Origin of the sequence: Bradyrhizobium sp. AUGA SZCCT0105 (assembly GCF_018129565.1) — a bacterium.
GTDB lineage: Bacteria > Pseudomonadota > Alphaproteobacteria > Rhizobiales > Xanthobacteraceae > Bradyrhizobium.
Genome location: NZ_JAFCMK010000002.1, coordinates 643586 through 666329, shown reverse-complemented (window position 1 = coordinate 666329; position 22744 = coordinate 643586). Strand labels below are relative to the sequence as shown.

Below are 22744 nucleotides of genomic sequence, written 5' to 3'. Positions count from 1 at the left end.
AATAACAGCTTGATAACGGCTTGATTTTTAGGCCGATTCTGCCTGTCGCGCGGCGCCCCCGCGCTCCCGGAACAGCTTCTCCTCCCAGGCCAGCGCGTGGTTCGCGATGGTCTCGAGATCGTCGTAGCGCGGGGTCCAGTCGAGCAGCGAGCGGATCCGGGTGGTGTCGGCCACCATGGTCATGATGTCGCCGGGCCGGCGCGCGGCATAGGCGACCGCGAAATTGCGCATCGAGACCCGGCGCACCGCCTCGATGGTCTCGAGCACGGAATAGCCGCGGCCGTAACCGCAGTTCATCGTGACCGATTGCCCGCCGGCGCGCAGATAGGACAGCGCCGAGCGATGCGCCTCGACGAGGTCGCTGACATGGATGAAGTCGCGCACGCAGCTGCCGTCCTGGGTCGGATAGTCGGTGCCGAACACGTCGATCTTGGCGCGCTGGCCGGTCGCGGCCTCGACCGCGATCTTGAGCAGATGGGTGGCGCCGATGGTGGCGAGACCGACGCGGCCCTTCGGGTCGGCCCCGGCGACATTGAAATAGCGCAGCACGACATAGCTCATGCCATGGGCGGAGGCGACATCGTGCAGCATGATCTCGGTCATCAGCTTCGACGAGCCGTAGGGCGATAGCGGACGCGTCGGCGCGATCTCCGGCACCGGCACCTGGTCCGGATTGCCGTAGACGGCCGCGGTCGAGGAGAAGATGAAGCGATTGACGCCGCCCTTCACCGCCGCGTTGAGCAGGCTGCGCGTCGTCATGGTGTTGTTGCGGTAGTAGCCGAGCGGATCGCGCATCGAGTCCGGCACCACGACAGAACCTGCGAAATGGATGATGCTGTCGATGCCGTGCTGTGCGATCACGCCCTCGACAAGGTTCTCGTCGCCGGCGTCACCGATGAACAGCGGAACACCTTCGGGCAGGAACGCGGAGAAGCCGGTGGAAAGATTGTCGACGACGACGACGCTTTCGCCGGCATCGACCAGCGCATGAACCATGTGACTTCCGATATAGCCGGCACCGCCGGTCACAAGCACGGTCATGGATAGAGCTCTCCCGATATCTTTAACCGGCGATGCTAGCGGGAGTGCGGTGAAGAGGGGGTTTCGCCGCGGCCGAACTGGCCACTATGCTTAATGTTGCGTATAGGAACTGGCACGAAACGGAGACTTGCGTGCCGATCGAGAACACACCTGCCGGCGAGCTCGTGCTCATCGTGCCCAATCTGCACCGACGCTATTCGGGTGTCACTGCGACCAACCGCATGGTCGCGCCGAAGCTTGCCAAAATGTTTCGCGCAGGCTGGCTCGGCTCGCACCGGCCGGACGGCATCGACGCGATCGGATTTGTCGATCTGATGCGGCTGTGGCGGCGCGCCTCGCCGCTGATCTGGCATGCGCGGCGCAATGACGAGATGCTTGCCGGGCTTTTGCTGCGCGCGCTCGGCTGGCCGCTGAAGCTGCTGTTCACGTCTGCAGCGCAGCGTCATCACACCTGGCTGACGCGCTGGCTGATCCGCAACATGGACGCTATCATCGCCACCAGCCCGCTGTCGGCCTCCTATCTGAAGCGCGACGCCACCGTGGTGATGCATGGCGTCGACACCATCAGTTATGCGCCGCCGGCCGACCGTGCGAACGCCTTCGCGGAAAGCGGATTGCCGGGGCGCTATGCGATCGGCTGCTTCGGACGGGTGCGCGCGCAGAAGGGCAGCGACGTGTTCGTCGAGGCGATGTGCAGACTGCTGCCGCGCTATCCCGATTTCACCGCCGTCATCGTCGGCGCGGTGGTGCCGGAGCAACTGGCCTTTGCCAATGAGCTGAAGCGGAAGATCGAGGCCGCCGGGCTGCAATCGCGCATCATCATCACCGGTGAATTGCCGATCGAGGATGTCGTGCGCTGGTATCAGCGGCTGACGATCTACGCCTTCACCTCGCGCAATGAAGGTTTTGGCCTGACCTTGATCGAGGCGATGTCGGCAGGCGCGGCGCTGGTGGCCGCGCGCGCCGGCGCTGCCGAGTTCGTGGTCGAGGACGGCACGACCGGCGTGCTGACGCCTACAGGCGATGCCGACGCGCTGGTGGCGGCACTCGAGCCCCTGATGCGCGATCCGGCCGCGGCCGCGGCGATGGGCGCGCGGGCACGCCAACGAGTTGTGGATAAGTTCAGCCTCGATGCGGAGGCGAACGCGATCGCCGCGGTCTATCGCACGCTGATCTGAGCCAACACGCGCTCGGCGATCCCGACGACATCTTCAGCCGCGATGTCGCGCATGCAGCGATGGTCGTTCATGGTGCAGACCGTGCGCTGGCACGGCTGGCACGGCAGCTTGCTCCTGGTCTGCTGCACGGTGGCGGCGAGGCCGTTGAGGGGCGCCCAGAGATAGGGATCGGTCGGGCCGAAGATGCCCATCGTCGGGGTGCCGATCGCGGCTGCGATGTGCATCAGCCCGGAGTCGTTGGTCACAGCGACGCTGGCTGCGGCCATCGCCAGCACGCCGTTGCGCAGATCGGTGCCGGTGAGATCGCGGACCCGCGGACCGCCGACAGCGGCGATCTCCTGCGCCAGCGCCTTCTCGCCGGGGCCGCCGACCACCCAGACGTCGAAGCCGTGTTCGACGAACAGCCGCGCGGCTTCAGGATAATAGGTCCAGCGTTTCGAGACCCCGACCGAGCCGGGTCCGAGTGCGATCGCCGGACCGGTGCCGAGGCCGTTGGCCTGCCGCCATCGGCCGACCTCGTCGGTGGGAACCCGCAGCTGCGGCACCGGCCATTCGGGCGGGCGCGGAGTGCCATCGGGCAGCGCCAGGATGGCGTTCTTGTCGATGAAGCGCGGCTGCTTCTTCTCGCCCCATCGCATCGCGTTGATCAGGCCGAACCGTGCCTCACCGAAGAAGCCGACCCGCTCCGGGATGCCCGCCAGGGCCGGCGCGATGGCAGCCTTCCAGGTGCGCGGCAGCACCAGCGCGGTGGCGTAATTCCGGGCGCGAAACTCGGCTGCCAGCGCCCGCTGTCGGGCCAGCGCCAGCCGGCTGCGCGGCAGGTCGAACACGACACCGGCGCGGACCCCGGGCATATAATCCACCAAAGGGGCGCAAAGCCAGCTGGTCAGGAGGTCGACCGGCCGGTTGGGCCAGCGCTTGCGGAGCACCCTGACCACGGTGTGGCCGCGCACGAAATCGCCGATCCAAACATAGGGCACGACGAGGATCGGTCTGGTATCCTCGGTATCCTGGGTTTCGATGTCAGATATTGAATCAATATTCATTTCTAAACAGGCCAAAGCCGGATCGGCGCGGCCAAGTCGGTAACCGGTTCGCGAAGTGAGGTAAAGCCGTCGTTGCCTGTGGCGCGGGAGTGGGGCAAAGCTGGCGGCTGCAAAGGAATCTGGCGGGATTTCATCATGTTTCTGGTAACCGGGGGCGCCGGTTTTATCGGATCGAACGTCGTGGCCGCGTTGAATGACGCCGGGCGCAGCGACGTGGCGGTCTGCGACCTTCTTGGGGACGACGGCAAGTGGCGGAACCTGGCCAAGCGCCAGATCGCCGATTTCGTGCCGCCGGCCGAGTTGATGGCTTGGCTGCAGGGCCGGCGGCTGGATGCCGTCCTCCATCTCGGTGCGATCTCGGAGACCACCGCGACCGACGGCGATCTGGTGATCGAGACCAATTTCCGTCTCTCGAAGCGGCTGCTCGATTGGTGCACCGCGACCGGAACCCCGCTGATCTATGCCTCCTCGGCCGCCACCTACGGCGACGGCGACCAGGGTTTTGACGACGACGGTTCCGTTGAGGCGCTCAAGCGGCTGCGGCCGATGAACCTGTATGGCTGGAGCAAGAACCTGTTCGATCTCGTCGTCGCCGAGCGCGCTGCGAAAGGCGAACCTCTGCCGCCGCAATGGGCGGGGCTGAAATTCTTCAACGTGTTCGGCCCGAATGAATATCACAAGGGCACGATGATGAGCGTGCTGGCGCGCCGCTTCGACGACATCAAAGCGGGCCGCGTCGTGCAGCTGTTCAAGTCGCATCGCGAGGGCATCGCCGATGGCGATCAGCGCCGCGACTTCATCTATGTCGACGACGTCGTGCGGGTGATGATGTGGCTGGTCGCGACGCCGCGGGTCTCCGGCCTCTTCAACGTCGGCACCGGCAAGGCGCGCAGCTTCAAGGACCTGATCGTCTCGGCCTACGGCGCGCTCGGCCTGCAGCCGAACATTCAGTATGTCGACATGCCCGAGCAGATTCGCGGCAGTTACCAATATTTCACCCAGAGCGTCGTCGATCGTCTCGGGCGCGCCGGATACAATGGCGGTTTTACGCAGTTGGAAGACGCGGTCGGAGCCTATGTGAACGGCTTTCTCGATCGCGCGGATCGCTATCGCTAGAGCGGATGACGGTGACTGATGTTCGATTTTGAAGCGATCTCGCGTGCAATGTCCGGCCAGACCGTGCTCTGCGTCGGCGACCTCATGCTCGACGAGTTCGTCTATGGCGAGGTGTCGCGGATCTCGCCGGAGGCGCCGGCGCCGGTGATCGCGGTCAGGCGCAGCGAAATCAATATCGGCGGCGCCGGCAACGTCGCGCGCAATATCGCCGCGCTTGGCGGCCGCTGCATCTTCGTCGGCCTGATCGGCGAGGATGCCGCCGGGACGGTGTTGACCGAGGCGCTGGCGAAAGAGGCGGGGATCGAAACCGTGCTGGTGCGCGACGCCGCGCGCCCGACCACGCGCAAGGTGCGCTTCGTCTCCGAACAGTTCTCGACCCACATGCTGCGCTCCGATTGGGAGCTGGCCGCGCCGGCCGCGCCCGCCATCGAGCAGCAGCTGATCGACGCGATCCTGCCGCGCCTTGCGCGCGCCGACATCGTGCTGCTGTCCGACTATGCCAAGGGCGTGCTGACCGCGCGCGTGATCCGCAACGTGATCGAGGCTGCCCGCCAGGCGGGCAAGCGCGTGATCGTCGACCCGAAGAGCGCCAATCTCGCGATCTATCGCGGCGCGACCGTGTTGACGCCGAACCGCAAGGAATTCGCCGAGGCGACCCGCAGCCGTGCCGACAGCCAGGACAGCATCGCGCAGGCCGCGCCCGATGCGATGGTCCTCGCCGATTGCGAGGCGATGCTGGTGACGCAGGGCGAGCGCGGCATGACGCTGGTGACGCGGGACGGCGGTTCGATCCATGTGCCGGCGCTGCCGGTCAAGGTGCGCGACGTCTCCGGGGCCGGCGATACCGTCGCAGCGGCGCTCGCGCTGGCGCTGGCTGCTGGTGCCGACTGGGACGGCGCGCTGCGGATCGCGAGTGCCGCAGCCGCGGTCGCGGTCGGCAAGACCGGTACCGCGATCGTCAGATCCGCCGAGTTACGGCGAAAGATTCTGCCGCACGCCTCGCTGGCGGCCGAGGAGAAGATCGTCCCGGCCGGCGGCGATATCGACGCATATCTCGAGGAATGGCGCAGGCAGGATCTGCGGATCGGCTTCACCAATGGCTGTTTCGACATCCTGCATCCGGGCCACGTCAAGGTGCTGACGGCCGCGCGCAGCGCCTGTGATCGCCTGATCGTCGGATTGAACAGCGACGCCTCGGTGAAGCGGCTGAAGGGCGAGGGGCGTCCGGTGCAGGACGAGCGCGCCCGGGCCGAGGTGCTGGCGGCGCTGGAAGCCGTCGACCTCGTCGCAATTTTCGAGGAGGACACGCCGATCAACCTGATCACGAAGGTGCGGCCGAGCGTGCTGGTCAAGGGCGGCGACTATACCCGCGAGCAGGTGGTCGGCCACGAGATCGTCGAGGCCGCCGGCGGCGAGGTGGTGCTGGTCGAGATCCTGCAGGGCCACAGCACGACATCGCTGGTTGCCCGGGCTCGCGAGGGCAAGGCGTGAGCGCGAGCATGGCATCCCCGGCAGGCGCCGCGGCGTGCCCGGCCTGGCGCGATCCGGCGCGCTGGCAGATCACGACCGACGTGGTCGCGGTCCTGATTGCGCTGTCGCTGCCGTGGTCAACCTCGCTGGTCGGCATCTTCGGCGTGGTGCTGCTGATCTCGATTGCGCCGACCGTCGACCTGCGGGCGTTCTGGACGCTGCTGAAGCGGCCGATCTGCGTGGCGCCGATCGCGCTGTTTTGCCTCGCGCTCGCCGGCACGCTCTGGTCGGACGCCGCCTGGGGCGCGAGATTGTACGCGGTCGGGCCGACCGCAAAGCTGCTGGTGCTTCCGGTCCTGCTCTATCACTTCCAGCGCTCGGCCCGCGGGACATGGGTGTTCGTGGCTTTCCTCGTCTCCTGCACGCTGCTGATGCTGATGTCGTGGCTGGTGCTTGCCTGGCCCCACCTCGCGCTGCGGGCGCCAGCCCCCGGCGAGCAGGGCGTCTTCGTCAAGAACTACATCGACCAGAGCCAGGAATTCACGCTGTGCGCGGTCGCGCTGGCTTATCCGATCGTGATGCTGTTGCGGGCCAATCGCGTCCTGCCGGCCGCGTTGCTGGCCGGGATCGCGCTCAGCCTGCTTGCCAACATGGCGTTCGTGGTGGTGTCGCGGACCGCGCTGGTAACCATTCCGATCATGTTCGCGGTGTTTGCGCTGCTGCATCTGCGCTGGCGTAGCATTGCCCTGATCGCGTGTGCGGCCGGCGCGTTGTTCGTGGCGGCGTGGTACGCCTCGCCGCAACTGCGCGCGACGGCCGATTCATTCCAGCGCGACTACAAGCTCTACATGGAGCGTAACGAGCCGACGTCGCTTGGTTTGCGGCTCGAATTCTGGCGCAAGTCGCTCGGCTTCTTTGCCGAGGCTCCGGTCATCGGCCACGGCACCGGCGCGACGCGGGGCCTGTTCGAGCGCGTCGCGGCCGGCGGCGTGAACCAGGCTTCCGCCGAAGTGATCGGAAACCCCCACAATCAAACGTTGAACGTCGCCGTGCAGTGGGGCATTGTGGGTGTAGCGATACTGTACGCGATGTGGCTGCTGCACCTGTTGCTGTTCCGCGGCGACGGTCTCGTCAACTGGATCGGGCTTCTCGTCGTGGTACAGAATATTTCAAGTTCGTTGTTTAATTCACACATCTTCGACTTTCATGAAGGCTGGATGTACGTGCTGGGCGTCGGCGTTGCGGGCGGTATGGCGTTGAAGGGGCGATTGGGGACGGATATGGAACCCGAGCCTCCGATCCGTCCATGATCGCTGGCAAGGGCTCCGCAGATACGCTACAGCCTGCCAATGTCTCGTCGCCAACTCCCAGTTGCCAGCAACCCGTCCGTTAGATGACGCGCCTTTCACAATTCCACCTGCGCAACTTCCTGATTCTGGCACATGACGCACTCGCGACGACGTTTGCGTTGCTGGCGAGCTTTTATCTGCGCTTCGAGGGCAGCCTGCTTACCGATCGGCTGCCGCATTTGCTGCGCATTCTGCCCTGGTTCGTGCTGTTCAGCGTCGTGGTCAGCTATTTCTCCAATCTGACCACGGCGAAATGGCGCTTCACCTCGCTGCCGGACGCGGTGAACATCCTGCGGGTCGCCGCGGTGCTGACGCTGGCACTGGTCGTGGTGGATTACGTCTACTTCTTCACCGGAGCGAATTCGCCAAGTCCGGTGTTCCTCGGCCGCGTCACGATCATCCTGTTCTTCTTCCTTGAGGTGTTCGCGCTGAGCGCGCTGCGCCTCGGCTATCGCTACTTCCGCTATTCGCGCACGCGACTTCATGCCCGATCCGACAATGCCGCGTCGGCGCTGCTGGTCGGACGCACGGCCGACGCGGAAGTCGTGCTGCGCGGCATCGAGAACGGGGCCATCAAGCGGCTCTGGCCGGTCGGCGTGCTCTCGCCGTCGGCCGCGGACCGCGGCCAGATGATCCGCAACATTCCCGTGGTCGGCGGCGTCGATGATATCGAAGCCGTGATTCGGGATTTTGAGAGCCGCCAGCGGCCGATCAAGCGCGTGATCATGACGCCCTCGGCGTTCGAGCCGGATGCGCATCCGGAAAGCGTGCTGATGCGCGCCAAGCGGCTCGGTCTGATGGTCAGCCGCCTGCCGTCGCTGGAGGGCGGCGATACGCCCCGGCTCACCAATGTCGCGGTCGAGGACCTGCTGCTGCGCCCGAGCCAGAAGATCGACTATGCGCGGCTCGAGACGCTGGTGAAGGGCAAGTCCGTCATCGTGACCGGCGGCGGCGGCTCGATCGGTGCGGAAATCTGCGAGAGGGTCGCGACCTTCGGCGCGGCGCGTCTTTTGGTCGTCGAGAACTCGGAGCCGGCGCTCTATGCCGTCACCGAGGCGCTGTCCGCGCGCGACAGCGGCCCCGAGATCGAGGGCCGGATCGCGGACATCAGGGATCGCGAGCGCATCACGCGCCTGATGAGCGAGTTCAAGCCCGACATCGTGTTCCATGCCGCGGCGCTCAAGCATGTGCCGATCCTGGAGCGCGACTGGAGCGAAGGGGTCAAGACCAACATCTTCGGGTCCGTGAACGTCGCCGACGCGGCGCGTGCCGCGGGCGCGAGCGCCATGGTGATGATCTCGACCGACAAGGCGATCGAGCCGGTGTCGATGCTGGGCCTGACCAAGCGGTTCGCCGAGATGTACTGTCAGGCGATGGATCATGACCTGATGGCCGAGGCCAGGGGCAAGTCGCACATGCGGCTGATCTCGGTGCGGTTCGGCAACGTGCTGGCGTCCAACGGATCCGTGGTGCCGAAGTTCAAGGCCCAGATCGAGGCCGGCGGACCGATCACGGTGACCCATCCGGACATGGTCCGTTATTTCATGACGATCCGCGAAGCCTGCGATCTCGTGATCACCGCCGCGACGCACGCCATGACACCGGCGCGACCTGACGTCTCGGTCTATGTGCTGAACATGGGGCAGCCGGTGAAGATCGTCGATCTCGCCGAGCGGATGATCCGCCTGTCGGGCCTGCAACCGGGCGCCGACGTCGAGATCGTGTTCAGCGGCATCCGTCCCGGCGAGCGGCTGAACGAGATCCTGTTCGCAAGCCAGGAGCCGACGCTCGAAATCGGCGTTGCCGGCGTCATGGCCGCCAAGCCGAACCAGCCTCCGATGTCGACGCTGCGCAAGTGGCTCGCGGCGCTGGAAGATGCGATCGAGAGGGATGACCGCGTGACCATCCGTGCCGTCCTTCAGGACGCCGTGCCCGAGTTCGGGTCGAATGCCGCCTGACCGCGCCGTCCTGCGGGTGATCAGGCAGGACCGTTTCGAAAGCCATTGATGCCAAGTTCTCGAAAAGTCGTGGTCGCCAGCCAGCATTATCCGCCGGACCACAGCACGACCGCCGCGATCATGTCCGCGATCGCCGAACGGATCGCGCAGGAGGCCGACGTGGTGGTGGTCTCCGGGATGCCGGGCTCGGCGCGGGCGCCGGCGCCGGGGCGACCCGTCGTCGTCGAGATCAGGAACTGGCTGCCGGGAAAAGCGGCGCTGATCAAGCGCGCGCTGGCCGAGGCGCTGTTCACCGCACGTATGTTCTTTGCGTTGTTGTCGCGGCTGCAGCGCGGCGACGTGGCGCTGACGGTGACCGCTCCCTTCGCGCTGCCTTATGCGGTTGCCGCCGCGGCGCGGCTGAAGGGGGCCAAGTCGGCGTTGATCCTGCACGATTTGTTTCCGGATGTTCTCGTGATGGCCGGGCTGCTGCGGCCGTCCTCGCTGGTTGCGCGGGCGATGCGCGCGATCAACGCGCTGATGTTCCGTGCCTTGAACGCCGTCATCGTGATCGGCCGCGATGCCGAGAAGCTGCTGCTGCGCTATCGCGGAATGACACCGGACAGGATCAGGTTCATCCCGAACTGGGCCACGCTCGACCCCGGCAATCGTCCCGTCAGCCCCGATAATCCGTTTCGCAAGGCGATCGCCGCCCGCTTCGTCGTCGGCCTGTCCGGCAATCTCGGCTTCACCCACGATCCGGACATCGTCTTCGGGGCCGCGCGGCAGTTGCGTGACGAACGCGACATCCATTTCCTGCTGTCGGGATGGGGCATGGGCTTTGCGCGGCTGAAGGAGATGCAGGCCGAGGCGCAGCTCGCCAACGTCACACTGGTCGAGCGCGTCGCGGATGGCGAGCTCCACGCGCTGCTCTCCAGCGCGGACGTCTGGCTCATCCCCTATCGCAAGAACGTTGCCGGTGTATCGGTCCCGAGCCGGTTCTATAATCTGCTTGCAGCCGGCCGGCCCGTCATCCTGGTCTCCGAACCCGAAGCCGAGGCCGCGCTGACCGTCAGCGAGAATCGGCTGGGCTGGGTCGTCACGCCGGGACGGCCCGACCAACTCGCCGATGCGATCAGGATGGCGTCGCAATCGCAGGACGCCGCGATGGCCGAGCGCGCCGTGGCGACCGCGCGAACCTTCAGTCCCGAGCGGGCCCTGTCGAGCTACGCCGCGCTGGTTGCGGAGCTGTTATCCAAAGACGATGTGGAGCGGACAGCATGAATGATCACCGCCCGACGGTTCTTGTGACGGGTGCGAGCGGCTTTGTCGGTCGCCACGTGGTGCCCGAGCTGGAGCAGAATGGCTGGTTGGTGCGGCGCGCGGTGCGCACCCCGCTGCAGGATGCAAACGACGTGGCGATCGGCTCGCTCAGTCCGGCCACCGATTGGCGCGCCGCGCTCGATGGGGTGGACGCCGTCGTTCATCTTGCGGCTCGCGTTCACCAGCAGTCCGATGAACAGGCGATCGAGCTCTACCGCAACGTCAATATCGAAGGCACGCTGCACCTGGCGCGTTCGGCGGTCGCGGCGGGCGTTCGGGATTTCATTTTTGTCAGCACGATCCTGGTGCATGGGCGCAGCAACTACGGCCGCCCGCCGTTTCGCGAGGACGATGTGCTGACACCTCGCGGTCTCTACGGAAACTCGAAGGCGGCCGCCGAGGTCGGTCTGAAGGGGATTGTGCCGGGCAGCGGCATGAGGGTGACCGTGATCAGGCCGCCGCTGATCTACGGCGCCGGTGCGAAAGGAAATTTCGCCCTGCTCAAGCGCGCGGTGATCAATCGCATGCCGCTTCCGCTTGCCTTTGTGAAGAATCGCCGCGCGTTCCTGTCCGCGGAAAATCTGGCGTCGTTCATTCTGTATCGGTTGTCGCGACCGGGAAATGATTTCGACGTGTTTCTGGTGGCCGACCGCGAGCAGGTCTCGACGCGGGAGTTCGTCGAGCGCCTTGCCCGCGCGGCAGAAACCTCGCCGCGTCTGTTCTGGCTGCCGTCGCCGCTCCTGAAAGTGTCGCTCACGGTGGGCGGCCGCAAGGAAGCCTATGACAGCCTGTTCGCCTCGCTTGAACTCGATCTGTCCAAGGTCGCGAGCACCGGATGGCAGCAGCCGATCAGCCTCGACGAGGGGCTGAGACGCGCGCTGAGTCGAACGGACATCTAGATCTTATTTTGACGCGTTTTCTTCACGCGGACCGGTATCAACTTCGCTGGAAAACGCTCTGGCCCGATCAGAACGATCGCGAGAACCGGCGCAGTTGCCAGGCGACGGCGAGCGCGCCGGCCAGCAGCAGGACGATGTCTGCTGCGAGGGAATTGAGGGCGACCGAGGCGAATGCGAGCAGCGCCAACACCACGTTGAGTGCAAAGACCTCGCCGACGACGCGCCACACCACAAATCCGTTGTCGGTCGCGCGCTGATAGAAGTGCGAGCGGTGCGCGGACCAGAACGGCTCGCGCCGCGCGATGCGGCAAAACAGCGTGACGGTCGCATCGGTCAAATAATACAGCGGCAGCAGCAGCGCGGCGGCGAATTGCTGATGCAGGGCAAGCTCGAGCAGGCACCAGCCCAGCAGCAAGCCGATCGGCAGGCTGCCGACATCGCCAAGGAATATCTTTGCCACCGGCCGGTTGAACGGCGCGAAGCCGAGCAACGCGCCGCACAGCGCTGCCGCGACCAGCGCGCAAGCCGCGGGCACATGGCCGAAGCTGCCGAGCAGGGCGACGGCCACCGTGATCGGCACGGCCTCGGCCGCCGTCATCAGGTCGAGCCCGTCCATGAAGTTGACGAGGTTCACGAACCAGAGGCCGGCGATCAGCAGCAGGCCGCGTTCGAGCCAGAGCGGGCAGGCCGGAACGAGCCTGAGATCGACCGGCGCAGCAAACACCACGGCCGCAACGGCGGCCGCCTGCAGCAACAGCCGCGGGACGACGGGTAGCGACCGGATGTCGTCGGCAAAGCCCACCACCGCGATGAACAGGCAGGCCGCGAACACCGTGATCGGTATCGTGAGGTCCGGCGATCCCGCCAGCACGATGACGATCCCGCCCGCCAGCAGCGTGGCTGCGACGACCGCGATGCCGGCGCCCTGCGGCGTTGGAATGCGGTGCGACGAGCGCGCATTCGGCTTCGCCAGTGCCACGCGCAGCAGCAGAGGCCGCGTTGCCCGGATCAGGACGGCCGAGATCGATGCGGCCAGCACCGCTGCGATCAATGACAGGAGGGTCTCGAAACTGCTCATTCTGGTCCGGTCACTGCGATCCCGGGACTCGCGATTGCGATCCCGGGACTTCGATCGGCTCGGCGCCCTTGGCGGCCTTTTCCGGGCTCAGGATCCACACCAGGCCGCCGAACACGCCGACCACGAACGACACCGCACCGAACAGCAGCGAGATGTTGACGCCTTCATTCGCAATCAGGCCGGCATAGCCGAAGGCGAGCGCCATCGTGGCCTCGCGCACGCCCCAGCCCGCGATCGAGATCGGCATCATCGTGATCAGCATGACCGGGGGCAACAATTGGAATATCTCGCCGAAGGTGACCGGAGCCGCGATCGACTTCACCACGCACCAGCCGATCACGACGGTCACCACGTGAATGGCGATCGAAAGGGTCGCGACCCGCAATCCGTGCTTGCGGCTGAACAACACCCGGTTCGCGATGACCGCGCAGGCATGGATGTGGTGCGTTGCCCACCACTGCTTCAGCCACGGCCACGGCAACAGGCCGATCACGAGGAAACCAAATCCGGCCGCAAGCGCGGCGATGTCGAGCAGCAGCAACGCCATCCAGCCATGGGTATCGGAGATCAGCCGATAGCTCCAGGGCAGGGTGGCTGCGATGACGACGGCCAGGGCGATCAGTCCGACCGCGCGATCGACGAAGATCGAGTAGGTGGCTGCGCGCCAGCCCGCACCGGCGCGCGCGACAAGCCAGAGCCGCACGGCGTCGCCGCCGATCGAGGACGGCAGTGTCTGGTTGAAGAAGGTGCCGATCACGTTGAAGCGCATCGCCTGCGCGGTTTCCAGCGGTGCGCCGCACTCCACGCTGATCTCGCGCCAGCGCAGCACCCCGAGAAAGATCTGCAGGAAGGTGACCGCGATCGCGAGGCCGAGCCAGCCCAGGCTCTCGACCTGGATGCGGGAGGCGAGGTCATACAGGTTGACCTTGCGCAGCGAGAAATAGAGCAGCGCAGCCGAGATCAGGATCTTGACGGTCGAAAGCAGGATTCGGCGCATTTCCGTTCGCGCTGCCAGGTTTTCAGGATGTGTCAAAAACAGCGCAAAACGCTTTCGCGCGCCCAAATTCGCCGCCTTGGTATGGTTTCCGCACCGATCTGGCAATACCCGTACTGGTCCCTATTGCGGCAGGCGCGAAGGGGCGGCTAAAGATGCCGGGACGGGGAACGGCCAGCCGTTCGCCGGGAGTTTACGAGACCGGTAAGATCCGACCAGACGCGTGGGGGCGCGTGACTGCCCGGATCGTGCTTCCCAGGCAACAGGGCTGCCGGCCACGGCGGCACCGGGCCATTTTGGTGTGCCGTCCGCGGATGGATACGACAGGACTGGCACGACAGGACTTGAGGCATCGATGGATCGACGAATTATTCCCCTGATCATGTGCGGCGGCGCAGGCACGCGGCTCTGGCCGGCGTCACGCGAGGTGCATCCGAAGCAGTTCCTGTCCCTGTTCGGGGCGCGCTCGACCTTCCAGGAGACGCTGCTGCGGGTCTCCGACGCGGGCCTGTTCGAGCGGCCGATCGTGATCACCAACGAGGCCTATCGCTTCATGGTGCTGGAGCAGCTGGCCGAGATCGGCCGCGAGGCCGATGTGCTGCTGGAGCCGATGCGCCGCGACTCCGGGCCAGCGATCGCGGCCGGTGCGGCATTCGCGCAGAGCCGTGACAGCGAGGCGATCGTGCTGGCGCTCGCCGCCGACCATCTGGTGCGGGATACGCCGGCCTTCGTCGCCGCGTGCCGCGGCGGATTGGTGGCTGCCGAAGCCGGCCGCATCGTGACCTTCGGCGTCAAGCCGGAACGGCCCGCGACCGAATACGGCTATATCAGCCCGGGTGAGGTGGTCGCCGGCGAGGTGCGCGCGGTGGCAAAATTCGTCGAGAAGCCGGATGCCGCGACGGCGGCAGGCTATATCGATGCGGGCTATCTCTGGAACAGCGGCAACTTCATGTTCCGCGCCGGCGTGCTGCTCGACGAGTATCGCAAGGTCGATGCCGACAGCATTGCGTCGGTGGAGCAGTCGGTTGCGTCGGCGACGCGCGATCTCGGCTTCGTCAAGCTCGATGCAGCGGCGTTCGGCGCCGCAAAGGCGATCTCGATCGATTATGCCGTGATGGAGAAGACCGCTCATGCCGCGGTGGTGCCGGTGGCGTGCGGCTGGTCCGACATCGGCTCGTGGCGCCAGGTCTGGGAGCTCTCCGACAAGGACAGCCTGGGCAACGCGGCGCGCGGCGCGGCCGTGTTCGAGGATTCCCGCAATTGCAACGTCTCGACCGACCGGGCGCTGGTTGCGCTCGAAGGCGTCGACGACCTCGTCGTGGTCGCGACCCAGGACGCCGTGCTGGTGTCACGCCAGAAGGACGCCAACGGGCTGAAGCGGCTGGTCGCGAAATTGAAAGTGGCGGCGCCCGAGGTGACCGAGAACCACATCAAGGTGCATCGCCCCTGGGGCTCCTACCAATCGGTCGACAATGGCGACCGCCACCAGGTCAAGCGCATCATCGTCAAGCCCGGCGGGCGGCTGTCCTTGCAGAAGCACCATCACCGCTCCGAGCACTGGATCGTGGTGCGCGGCACCGCGCAGGTCACCGTCAACGAGCTGATCAAGACGGTGCACGAGAACGAGTCGATCTACATCCCGATCGGCGCGGTGCACCGGCTGGAGAATCCCGGCAAGATCCAGCTCGAGCTGATCGAAGTGCAGACCGGCAGCTATCTCGGCGAGGACGACATCATCCGCATCGAGGACGACTACCGGCGCAGCTGAGGCGAGCCGGTTCCCGCGCCAATCGCCGGGCGCGGGACGATGTAACTCTTTGAATCAAAACGTGTCCGGATTTCGTCCTTGGCATTCGCCACATTTGTGACGCCGTGCTATAGCGGCTGCCAACGAAGCGGGGTGATTTGCGCCGGAGGCGCAGATCGGGACGAGGGGCCTTGGTCTGATTCCCTCGGAGCCTGGATGGCTCCCTGAGGAGCCGGGACAACCGCCAGAACGCTACTTGGGGTCTACGATATGAATGCAAAAGTGTCCGCAGCCGGCGCGAGGGCCGATATCGGCCGCGCATTGCGCGTCGGCGTGATCGGCGCCGGCGTGATGGGCAGCAACCATGCCCGCGTACTGGCCGGACTGCCCGGCGTCGTGCTGATCGGCATCGTCGATCCGCTGCCGGAGCACCGCGCACGCGCCATCGACCTGGTCGGTTGCCGCGCCTTCGAAAACCTCGATCAGCTGCTTGCCGAGGGCGTCGATGCGGTGACGATCGCGGCACCCACCCACCTGCATCACGAGATCGCGCTCGCCTGCATCGCGCACAACATCCACATCCTGGTCGAGAAGCCGGTCGCATCCACGGTCCAAGAGGGCCGCGAGATCGTCGCAGCCGCCGAGCGGGCCGGCGTTACGCTGATGGTCGGCCATGTCGAGCGCTTCAATCCGGCGGTCGCCGCGATCAAGCAGGCGATCTCGGGCGAGGATATCCTGTCGATCGGCATCACCCGGGTCGGCCCGTTCCCGCCGCGGATGTCCAATGTCGGCGTCGTGATCGACCTCGCCGTACACGACATCGACCTGATCCGCTGGTTCACCGAGTCCGACATCGTCGAGGTGCAGCCGCAGCTCTCGAGCGCGGTCGCCGAGCGCGAGGACATCGCGCTGCTGCAGTTCCGCACGGCGTCCGGCGTGCTCGCCCACATCAACACCAACTGGCTGACGCCGTTCAAGGCGCGCAACGTGACGGTCGCGACCCGCGGCAAATACGTGATGGGCGACCTGCTCACGCGCCAGGTCACCGAATGCTTCGGCTTCAAGCCGGACGGCAGCTATTCGATGCGCCATCTGCCGGTCGGGCACGACGAGCCGCTGCGCGCCGAGCTGATCGCCTTCCTCGATGCCGTGCGCAGCGGCAAGCTGCCGGCGGTGTCCGGCGACGAGGGCGTGGCGAGCCTCGAGATCGCGATCCGCTGCCTGGAATCGCCCGCCCGGCCCGCCGCCTCGACGATGCGCAAGGGACCGCGCCGCATCGCCGGCTGATTGCCTTCACTGGCTGATTGTAATCCATTCAACACGTGCAAAGAGCTTCCATGAACCAGCATATGCAGCTTGAGCCCATTCCCTTCATCGATATCGCCGCGCAGCGCCGGCGGCTCGGCAAGTCGATCGATGACGCGGTCGCGCGCGTGCTCGACCATTGCCAGTTCATCAACGGCCCGGAAGTCATTGCGCTGGAGAAGGCGCTGGCGGACTATAGCGGCGCCAAGCATGTGGTGAGCTGTGCCAGCGGCACCGACGCGCTCCTGATGGTCCTGATGGCAAAGAATGTCGGGCCGGGCGATGCGGTGCTCTGCCCGACCTTCACGTTCTGCGCGACCGGCGAAGTCGTGACGCTGACCGGCGCGACACCGGTGTTCGTCGATGTCGATGAGGAGACCTTCAACATCGACGTCAATTCGCTGAAGCGCGGCATTGCGACGGCGCGCGCACGCGGGCTGAAGCCGGTTGCCGTGATCCCGGTCGATCTGTTCGGCCAGAGCGCCGATCACGACGCGATTGGCGCGGTCGCCGAGGCCGAGGGCCTGTTCGTGCTCGACGATGCCGCGCAGGGCTTTGGCGCAACCTACAAGAACCGCAAGCTCGGCACCTTCGGGCTTGCGACCGGAACCAGCTTCTTCCCGGCCAAGCCGCTCGGCTGCTTCGGCGATGGCGGCGCGATCTTCACCGACGACGAGGAACTCGCGCGCACGCTGCGCAGCATCCGCGTCCACGGCCAGGGCTCGGACAAGTACGACAACGTGCGGCTCGGCCTCACTGCGCGGCTCGACACCATGCAGGCGGCGATCCTGCTCGAGAAGCTGAAGATCTTCGACGACGAGATCGCCGCGCGCAACAAGGTGGCGGAACGCTATTCGCGGGCGCTCGGTAATCTCGTCGCGGTGCCGCGCGTGGCTCCCGGCTGCACCTCGGTGTGGGCGCAATACACCATCCGTCTGACCAACGGCATCGATCGTGACGCCTTCGCAGCCGCCTTGAAGGCGCAGGGCGTGCCGACCATGATCTACTATCCGAAGTCGGTCCACCAGCAGACGGCCTACAGCCACTATCCGGTTGCCGACGGTGGCCTGCCGGTCAGCGAGCGCCTGTCGAAGGACGTCATCGCCCTGCCGATGCACCCCTATCTCGACGAGGCGGCACAGGACCGCGTCATCGCGGCTGTGCGCAGCGCGCTTTCTGCCTGATACGTCATTTTGACGTAGGGTGATGATGCGCTAGAAGCAGCGCATGCTTGGGCGCATCTTCACCGTCGGCGGCTATACCCTGCTATCGCGGGTCACCGGGTTCGCGCGCGACATCATGCTCGCGGCGATCCTCGGCGCCGGGCCGGTCGCCGACGCCTTCTTCGTGGCGCTGCGGCTGCCCAATCATTTCCGCGCGATCTTTGCCGAAGGCGCCTTCAACGCCGCCTTCGTGCCGGCCTATGCCCACGTCCATGGCGAGCGGGGCGAAGCGTCGGCGCGGCTGTTCGCCGACCGCATCTTTACGCTGCTGTTCGCCTCGCAGGTGATCCTGCTGGTGGTGGCGATGGCGTTCATGCCGCAGGCGATGAGCATTCTCGCGCCGGGCTTCACCGAGGACGCATCCCAGCGCAAGCTTGCGATCGAGCTGACGCGGATCACCTTTCCTTATCTCTTGCTGATCACGCTGGTGACGCTCTATGGCGGCATGCTCAACGTGATGCATCGCTTCGCCAGCGCCGCCGCGGCGCCGATCTTCCTCAACCTCGCCATGATGATGACGCTGGCGCTGGCGGCGTTCTTCCCGAGTGCCGGTCACGCCGCGGCCTGGGGCGTCCTGATCTCGGGCTTCCTGCAGTTCTTCCTGCTCGCCGGCGACCTCGGGCGCCACGGCGGCCTGCCGCGATTCGCGCCGCTGAGGCTCGACGAGGATGTCCGCGCCTTCTTCCGCGCGCTGGGACCGGCGACCTTGGGCTCGATGGGAACGCAGGTCGCGCTGTTCGCCGACACCATCATCGCGACCTTCCTGCCCGCCGGCGCGCTGTCGGCGTTGTATTATGCCGACCGCCTCAATCAACTGCCGATCGGCGTCATCGGGATCGCGATCGGCACCGTGCTGCTGCCGGAGATGTCGCGGCGCCTGACCGCCGACGATCACACAGGCGCCATGGCCGCGCAGCGCCGCGCCTTCGATTTCACGCTGCTGTTCTCGGTGCCGTTCGTGGCGGCGTTTCTGACGGTTGCTGATCCGATCATGCGCGCGATGTTCGCCCGCGGCGCGTTCTCGAAGGCCGATGCCGCCAGCGCCGGCGCCACGCTTGCGGCCTATGCGGTTGGGCTGATTCCCTTCGTGATGATCCGCAGCGCGGTTGCGACTTTCTATGCCCGCAAGGATACCGCAACCCCTGTCAAGGCGGCGCTGACCGGGGTCGCGGTCAATGTCGCGCTGAAGATCGCGCTGGTCGGCTCACTGGCGCAGGTCGGGCTCGCGCTGGCGACCGCGGTCGGGGCCTGGGTCAATCTGCTGCTGGTGCTGCTGTTCGCCGTGCGCCGCGGCTACCTCGCGTTCGATCGCACACTGATCCGCTCGTTCGGCACTTTTGCACTGTGCGGGGTGCTGCTCGCGCTTGCGCTGTGGCTGACCTCGCATTTCGCCTATGTGTGGTTCGCGCCGATGCAGATCTTTCGCGATGAGATGATCCTGCTGTTGCTGATCACGGTCGGCGCCTTCGTCTACGCGCTGCTGATCCTCACGCTGTTCGGTCGTGGCTGGCTGTTCGCGCTGCGGCGCGTATAGTTTTACCTGTCAAATCAAATGCATAGGAGTTGGCCGTGGGACAGCGCCGCGTGCGGCGGAAAGCGGTTTGCGCTTCGCTGACAACCACGCCAATATGCGCGCAAACAACCAAGGAAATTGGAGAGACGATGGCAGCTCCCATCAAGTTCGGCGTCGGACAAAGTGTGCGGCGCAAGGAGGATGACGCTCTGATTCGCGGCAAGGGCCGCTATACCGACGACGTCGCCCCGTCTCCCGCATTGCACGCGCTGATGCTGCGCTCGCCGCATGCGCACGCGACCTACACGATCGATGCTGGCAAGGCCCGCGGCATGCCCGGCGTGGCGCTGATTCTGACCGCGGCCGATGTCGCCGAGCTCGGCGGCCTGCCGTGCCTGTTCAATCTCGAAACCGATCCGTTCACCGCACCGCCTTATCCGATCCTCGCCAAGGATGAGGTACGCCATGTCGGCGACGCGATCGCCTTCGTGGTCGCCGATACCGTCGATCACGCCCGCGACGCGATCGAGGCGATCGACGTCAAGTGGACGCCACTGCCGGCGGTGGCCGGCCTGATCAATGCGGTGAAGAAGGGCGCGCCGCAGGTGTGGCCGGACAAGCCCGGCAATCTGCTGTTCGACGTCTCGATCGGCGACAAGGGCGCCGCCGAGGCCGCGTTCGCCAAGGCGCATGCGGTGGCCGAGATCACCATCGTCAATCCGCGCGTCATCACCAATTTCATGGAGACCCGCGCCGCGGTCGCCGAATACGACGCCAGGAAGGATCACCTGACGCTGACGATCGGCAGCCAGGGCAGCCACCGTCTGCGCGAGATCCTCTGCGACATGATCCTGAAGATGCCGAAGGAGAACATGCGGGTGATCTGCCCGGATGTCGGCGGCGGCTTCGGCACCAAGCTGTTTCCTTATCGCGAATATGCGCTGATCTCGGTCGCGGCGCGCAAGCTCAAGAAGTCCGTCAAATGGACCGCCGAGCGCTCCGACCATTTCATGGGCGACGCGCAGGGCCGCGACAACCTCACCACCGCGAAGATGGCGCTCGCCGAGGACGGCAAATTCCTCGGCATGGATGTCGATCTGATGGGTGACATGGGTGCCTATCTCTCGACGTTCGCGCCCTACATTCCGCATGGCGGCGCCGGCATGCTGCCGGGTCTCTATGACATCAAGGCCTTCCACTGCCGCGTCCGCACCGTGTTCACCAACACGGTGCCGGTCGATGCCTATCGCGGCGCCGGCCGCCCGGAGGCCGCCTACGTGATCGAGCGGCTGGTCGATGCTGCTGCGCGAAAGCTCGGCATGACGCCGGATGCCATCCGGCGGAAGAATTTCATTCCGCCGAAGTCGCTGCCCTACACGACCGCAACCGGCAAGGTCTACGACTCCGGCGACTTCGTCGCGCATATGAAGCGCGCGATGGAGATCGCCAACTGGAAGGAGTTTCCGAAGCGCGCCAAGGCCGCCAAGAAGGACGGCCTGGTGCGGGGCATCGGCATGGCGAGCTATGTCGAGGTCTGCGGCACCATGGGCGAGGAGACCGCCAATGTGGCGCTCGATCCCAACGGCGACATCTCGATCCTGATCGGCACGCAGTCGAGCGGGCAGGGCCACCAGACCGCCTATGCGCAGATCGTCGCCGAGCAGTTCGGCGTACCGCCGGAGCGCGTCCATGTCCTGCAGGGCGACACCGACAAGATCGCGACCGGCCTCGGCACCGGCGGTTCGGCATCGATTCCGTCCGGTGGCGTCAGCGTGCAGCGGGCGACGCACGAGCTCGGCAACAAGCTGAAGGAGCTTGCGGCGCAGGCGCTGGAGGCCGGCGCCGGCGACCTCGAAATCGCCGACGGCCGCATCCGCATCGCCGGCACCGACCGCTCGGTCAGCTTTGCCGATCTCGCCAAGCGTCCCGGCGGCGATACGTCGAAGATGAACTCGAGCGCGACCTTCGCCAGCGCCGACGGCACCTATCCGAACGGCACGCATCTCGCCGAGGTCGAGATCGATCCCGCCACCGGCATCATCAAGATCGTCAGCTACGTCATCGTCGACGATTTCGGCGTCACGCTCAATCCGCTGATGCTCGCAGGCCAGGTTCATGGCGGCGCGATGCAGGGCATCGGGCAGGCGCTGATGGAGCAGGCGGTCTACAGCCCAACCGACGGTCAGCTCGTCACCGGCACCTTCATGGACTATGCGATGCCGCGCGCCGCCGACGGGCCGTCCTTCGTGTTCGAGACCCACAACGTGCCGTGCACGACCAACCCGCTTGGCGTCAAGGGCGCAGGCGAGGCCGGCGCGATCGGCTCGTGCCCGGCGGTCGTCAACGCGATCGTCGAGGGGCTGCATCGCGAGTTCGGGATCGACCATATCGACATGCCGGCCACGCCGGAGCGGGTCTGGATCGCGATCCGCGAGGCGCAGCGCCGCCATAATCTCTGATAAATTGTCGCAGGCGGAATGAAGATTCCGCCTGCGGTGTTTGCAAACCAGGCCGGCCGCGTACCTGCGGACCGGGACAGAGCAGGATTGAGGGGTTTTGCCGATGAAGCGGATTGTCGTCGTTGCAGCGATGCTTGCGTTGAGTGCGGGTGCGGTCGTGGCCGACCAGAATCAGGTCAAGCAGACCCAGGCCCAGATGAAGGAAACCGGCAAGAACGCCGGTGCGCTCGGCGCCATCATCAAGGGCGAGAAGCCCTACGACCAGGCAACGGTCGAGGCCGCGCTGGCGAAGTTCGAGGACACCGCCACGAAGCTGCCGACGCTGTTCCCTGAAAGCAGCAAGGGCCTCAAGACGGAAGGCGATTACTCCGCCGGGCCCAAGATCTGGGAAGACAAGGCCGGCTTCGAGCAGCACATCGCGAGCTTTGCCAAATCCGTCGCTGACGCCAAGGGCAAGATCAAGGATGTCGACACGCTGAAGGCCGAGCTGACCGTGATCGGCAAGCAGTGCGGCGGCTGCCACGAGACCTATCGCCTCAAGAAGGGCTGATCGCCATTCGGTCGATCAAAGGGCGGATGCCGTGAAGCATCCGCCCTTTGTTGTGTCGGCCGTTTCTTGTTGAAGTTTACTTCGTGAGGTCTACTTCGTCACTTGGCCGCGGATCTCACCGCCCGGGTTGGCTGCGGTGTGGACGTTGACATAGTACTTGCCGGCGAGAAGATCGGCGGCCTGCGCGTCGGTCAACGTCGCGCTGCCCTCGACCGGGCTCGACGTCGCGTTCGGGATGGCAACCGCGACACCGGAATTCTTGCCGGCCTCGGCGGGGCCGTGGAAATGCGCTGCGGTCGCCGGGCCCGAGAGGCCGGAATAGGTCAGCTTCCAGCTGAGCTTCTTGGTGGCCGCGTCGTAGTCGATGTCGGCGGTGCCGGTGCCGGCGCTGGTGGTCGCAGGCACTTCGGACTTGCCGTCCAATTTGGCCTGCAGCTTCTCGGCAAAGGCCGGACCGGCGAGCGCGATTGCGGCGCCCAATGTTAGTGTGGCAAGCAAGGTCTTGTTTGGCATGGT

The 22744-nt window shown here is 65.8% G+C and carries 18 protein-coding genes; 13 read left to right on the top strand and 5 right to left on the bottom strand.

Annotated elements, in window-relative coordinates:
- Window positions 1-27: 27 nt before the first annotated feature.
- Window positions 28-1041: a UDP-glucose 4-epimerase GalE gene (gene galE, locus JQ573_RS12245; protein WP_212310129.1), complete on the bottom strand. Its 1014-nt coding sequence runs from the start codon at window positions 1039-1041 to the stop codon at window positions 28-30.
- A gap of 137 nt (window positions 1042-1178) precedes the next feature.
- Here galE and JQ573_RS12240 point away from each other — a divergent pair, with 137 nt between their 5' ends.
- A complete protein-coding gene (locus JQ573_RS12240; RefSeq protein WP_212310757.1) occupies window positions 1179-2219 on the top strand; it encodes a glycosyltransferase family 4 protein in 1041 nt (346 codons plus the stop codon).
- On the opposite strand, the gene waaF is transcribed toward JQ573_RS12240, so the two are convergent.
- The gene (waaF, locus tag JQ573_RS12235) at window positions 2201-3265 is read right to left on the bottom strand and encodes a lipopolysaccharide heptosyltransferase II (RefSeq protein ID WP_212310128.1); all 1065 of its coding nucleotides are present in this window, start codon (window positions 3263-3265) and stop codon (window positions 2201-2203) included. The two genes, JQ573_RS12240 and waaF, sit on opposite strands and share 19 nt — an antisense overlap.
- A gap of 135 nt (window positions 3266-3400) precedes the next feature.
- Between waaF and rfaD the strand changes: the two genes are divergently transcribed.
- From rfaD to JQ573_RS12205, 6 genes are all read left to right on the top strand, one after another.
- Window positions 3401-4381 carry an ADP-glyceromanno-heptose 6-epimerase gene (rfaD, locus tag JQ573_RS12230; RefSeq protein ID WP_212310127.1) on the top strand — a complete coding sequence of 327 codons (981 nt, stop codon included), beginning with the start codon at window positions 3401-3403 and terminating at the stop codon, window positions 4379-4381.
- 18 nt (window positions 4382-4399) lie between these two features.
- Window positions 4400-5872 (top strand): D-glycero-beta-D-manno-heptose-7-phosphate kinase, encoded by a 1473-nt coding sequence (rfaE1, locus tag JQ573_RS12225; protein ID WP_212310126.1) that lies wholly within the window; start codon window positions 4400-4402, stop codon window positions 5870-5872.
- A gap of 8 nt (window positions 5873-5880) precedes the next feature.
- Window positions 5881-7161 carry an O-antigen ligase gene (locus tag JQ573_RS12220; RefSeq protein WP_212310125.1) on the top strand — a complete coding sequence of 427 codons (1281 nt, stop codon included), beginning with the start codon at window positions 5881-5883 and terminating at the stop codon, window positions 7159-7161.
- 83 nt (window positions 7162-7244) lie between these two features.
- On the top strand, window positions 7245-9158 hold the full coding sequence (locus JQ573_RS12215) for a nucleoside-diphosphate sugar epimerase/dehydratase (protein ID WP_212310124.1): 1914 nt from the start codon (window positions 7245-7247) through the stop codon (window positions 9156-9158).
- 48 nt (window positions 9159-9206) lie between these two features.
- Window positions 9207-10421, top strand: coding sequence for a glycosyltransferase family 4 protein (locus JQ573_RS12210; protein ID WP_212310123.1), 1215 nt, complete (start codon window positions 9207-9209; stop codon window positions 10419-10421).
- The gene (locus tag JQ573_RS12205; protein WP_212310122.1) at window positions 10418-11359 is read left to right on the top strand and encodes an NAD-dependent epimerase/dehydratase family protein; all 942 of its coding nucleotides are present in this window, start codon (window positions 10418-10420) and stop codon (window positions 11357-11359) included. The genes JQ573_RS12210 and JQ573_RS12205 overlap by 4 nt, the downstream gene beginning before the upstream one ends.
- 67 nt (window positions 11360-11426) lie before the next feature.
- Here JQ573_RS12205 and JQ573_RS12200 read toward each other — a convergent pair whose 3' ends face one another.
- Window positions 11427-12437, bottom strand: coding sequence for a glycosyl transferase (locus JQ573_RS12200; RefSeq protein ID WP_212310121.1), 1011 nt, complete (start codon window positions 12435-12437; stop codon window positions 11427-11429).
- 10 nt (window positions 12438-12447) lie between these two features.
- Window positions 12448-13434: a lysylphosphatidylglycerol synthase transmembrane domain-containing protein gene (locus tag JQ573_RS12195; protein WP_212310120.1), complete on the bottom strand. Its 987-nt coding sequence runs from the start codon at window positions 13432-13434 to the stop codon at window positions 12448-12450.
- Between the two features lie 352 nt (window positions 13435-13786).
- Here JQ573_RS12195 and JQ573_RS12190 point away from each other — a divergent pair, with 352 nt between their 5' ends.
- From JQ573_RS12190 to JQ573_RS12165, 6 genes are all read left to right on the top strand, one after another.
- Window positions 13787-15199, top strand: a complete 1413-nt coding sequence (locus JQ573_RS12190) for a mannose-1-phosphate guanylyltransferase/mannose-6-phosphate isomerase (RefSeq protein ID WP_212310119.1) — start codon at window positions 13787-13789, stop codon at window positions 15197-15199.
- A gap of 249 nt (window positions 15200-15448) precedes the next feature.
- Window positions 15449-16465, top strand: a complete 1017-nt coding sequence (locus JQ573_RS12185) for a Gfo/Idh/MocA family protein (protein ID WP_212310118.1) — start codon at window positions 15449-15451, stop codon at window positions 16463-16465.
- Between the two features lie 50 nt (window positions 16466-16515).
- Window positions 16516-17667: a DegT/DnrJ/EryC1/StrS aminotransferase family protein gene (locus JQ573_RS12180; protein ID WP_212310117.1), complete on the top strand. Its 1152-nt coding sequence runs from the start codon at window positions 16516-16518 to the stop codon at window positions 17665-17667.
- 43 nt (window positions 17668-17710) lie between these two features.
- Window positions 17711-19240 (top strand): murein biosynthesis integral membrane protein MurJ, encoded by a 1530-nt coding sequence (gene murJ, locus JQ573_RS12175; RefSeq protein WP_212310116.1) that lies wholly within the window; start codon window positions 17711-17713, stop codon window positions 19238-19240.
- 128 nt (window positions 19241-19368) lie between these two features.
- Entirely contained in the window at window positions 19369-21678 is a 2310-nt protein-coding gene (locus JQ573_RS12170; RefSeq protein WP_212310115.1) for a xanthine dehydrogenase family protein molybdopterin-binding subunit, read from the top strand.
- 103 nt (window positions 21679-21781) lie between these two features.
- Window positions 21782-22228 carry a cytochrome c gene (locus JQ573_RS12165; protein ID WP_212310114.1) on the top strand — a complete coding sequence of 149 codons (447 nt, stop codon included), beginning with the start codon at window positions 21782-21784 and terminating at the stop codon, window positions 22226-22228.
- A 90-nt stretch (window positions 22229-22318) separates the two neighbouring features.
- Here JQ573_RS12165 and JQ573_RS12160 read toward each other — a convergent pair whose 3' ends face one another.
- A complete protein-coding gene (locus tag JQ573_RS12160; RefSeq protein WP_173637616.1) occupies window positions 22319-22741 on the bottom strand; it encodes a CHRD domain-containing protein in 423 nt (140 codons plus the stop codon).
- Window positions 22742-22744: the final 3 nt, after the last annotated feature.

What these genes read in the sequence shown, in the direction of transcription:
- JQ573_RS12205 (WP_212310122.1), top strand. Translation starts at nt 10,418, where the DNA reads ATGAATGATCACCGCCCGACGGTTCTTGTGACGGGTGCGAGCGGCTTT.
- JQ573_RS12220 (WP_212310125.1), top strand. Translation starts at nt 5,881, where the DNA reads ATGGCATCCCCGGCAGGCGCCGCGGCGTGCCCGGCCTGGCGCGATCCG.
- JQ573_RS12180 (WP_212310117.1), top strand. Translation starts at nt 16,516, where the DNA reads ATGAACCAGCATATGCAGCTTGAGCCCATTCCCTTCATCGATATCGCC.
- JQ573_RS12185 (WP_212310118.1), top strand. Translation starts at nt 15,449, where the DNA reads ATGAATGCAAAAGTGTCCGCAGCCGGCGCGAGGGCCGATATCGGCCGC.
- waaF (WP_212310128.1), bottom strand. Translation starts at nt 3,265, where the DNA reads ATGAATATTGATTCAATATCTGACATCGAAACCCAGGATACCGAGGAT.
- JQ573_RS12170 (WP_212310115.1), top strand. Translation starts at nt 19,369, where the DNA reads ATGGCAGCTCCCATCAAGTTCGGCGTCGGACAAAGTGTGCGGCGCAAG.
- rfaD (WP_212310127.1), top strand. Translation starts at nt 3,401, where the DNA reads ATGTTTCTGGTAACCGGGGGCGCCGGTTTTATCGGATCGAACGTCGTG.
- JQ573_RS12210 (WP_212310123.1), top strand. Translation starts at nt 9,207, where the DNA reads ATGCCAAGTTCTCGAAAAGTCGTGGTCGCCAGCCAGCATTATCCGCCG.
- rfaE1 (WP_212310126.1), top strand. Translation starts at nt 4,400, where the DNA reads ATGTTCGATTTTGAAGCGATCTCGCGTGCAATGTCCGGCCAGACCGTG.
- JQ573_RS12165 (WP_212310114.1), top strand. Translation starts at nt 21,782, where the DNA reads ATGAAGCGGATTGTCGTCGTTGCAGCGATGCTTGCGTTGAGTGCGGGT.
- JQ573_RS12195 (WP_212310120.1), bottom strand. Translation starts at nt 13,434, where the DNA reads ATGCGCCGAATCCTGCTTTCGACCGTCAAGATCCTGATCTCGGCTGCG.
- murJ (WP_212310116.1), top strand. Translation starts at nt 17,711, where the DNA reads ATGCTTGGGCGCATCTTCACCGTCGGCGGCTATACCCTGCTATCGCGG.
- JQ573_RS12190 (WP_212310119.1), top strand. Translation starts at nt 13,787, where the DNA reads ATGGATCGACGAATTATTCCCCTGATCATGTGCGGCGGCGCAGGCACG.
- JQ573_RS12200 (WP_212310121.1), bottom strand. Translation starts at nt 12,437, where the DNA reads ATGAGCAGTTTCGAGACCCTCCTGTCATTGATCGCAGCGGTGCTGGCC.
- JQ573_RS12160 (WP_173637616.1), bottom strand. Translation starts at nt 22,741, where the DNA reads ATGCCAAACAAGACCTTGCTTGCCACACTAACATTGGGCGCCGCAATC.
- galE (WP_212310129.1), bottom strand. Translation starts at nt 1,041, where the DNA reads ATGACCGTGCTTGTGACCGGCGGTGCCGGCTATATCGGAAGTCACATG.
- JQ573_RS12215 (WP_212310124.1), top strand. Translation starts at nt 7,245, where the DNA reads ATGACGCGCCTTTCACAATTCCACCTGCGCAACTTCCTGATTCTGGCA.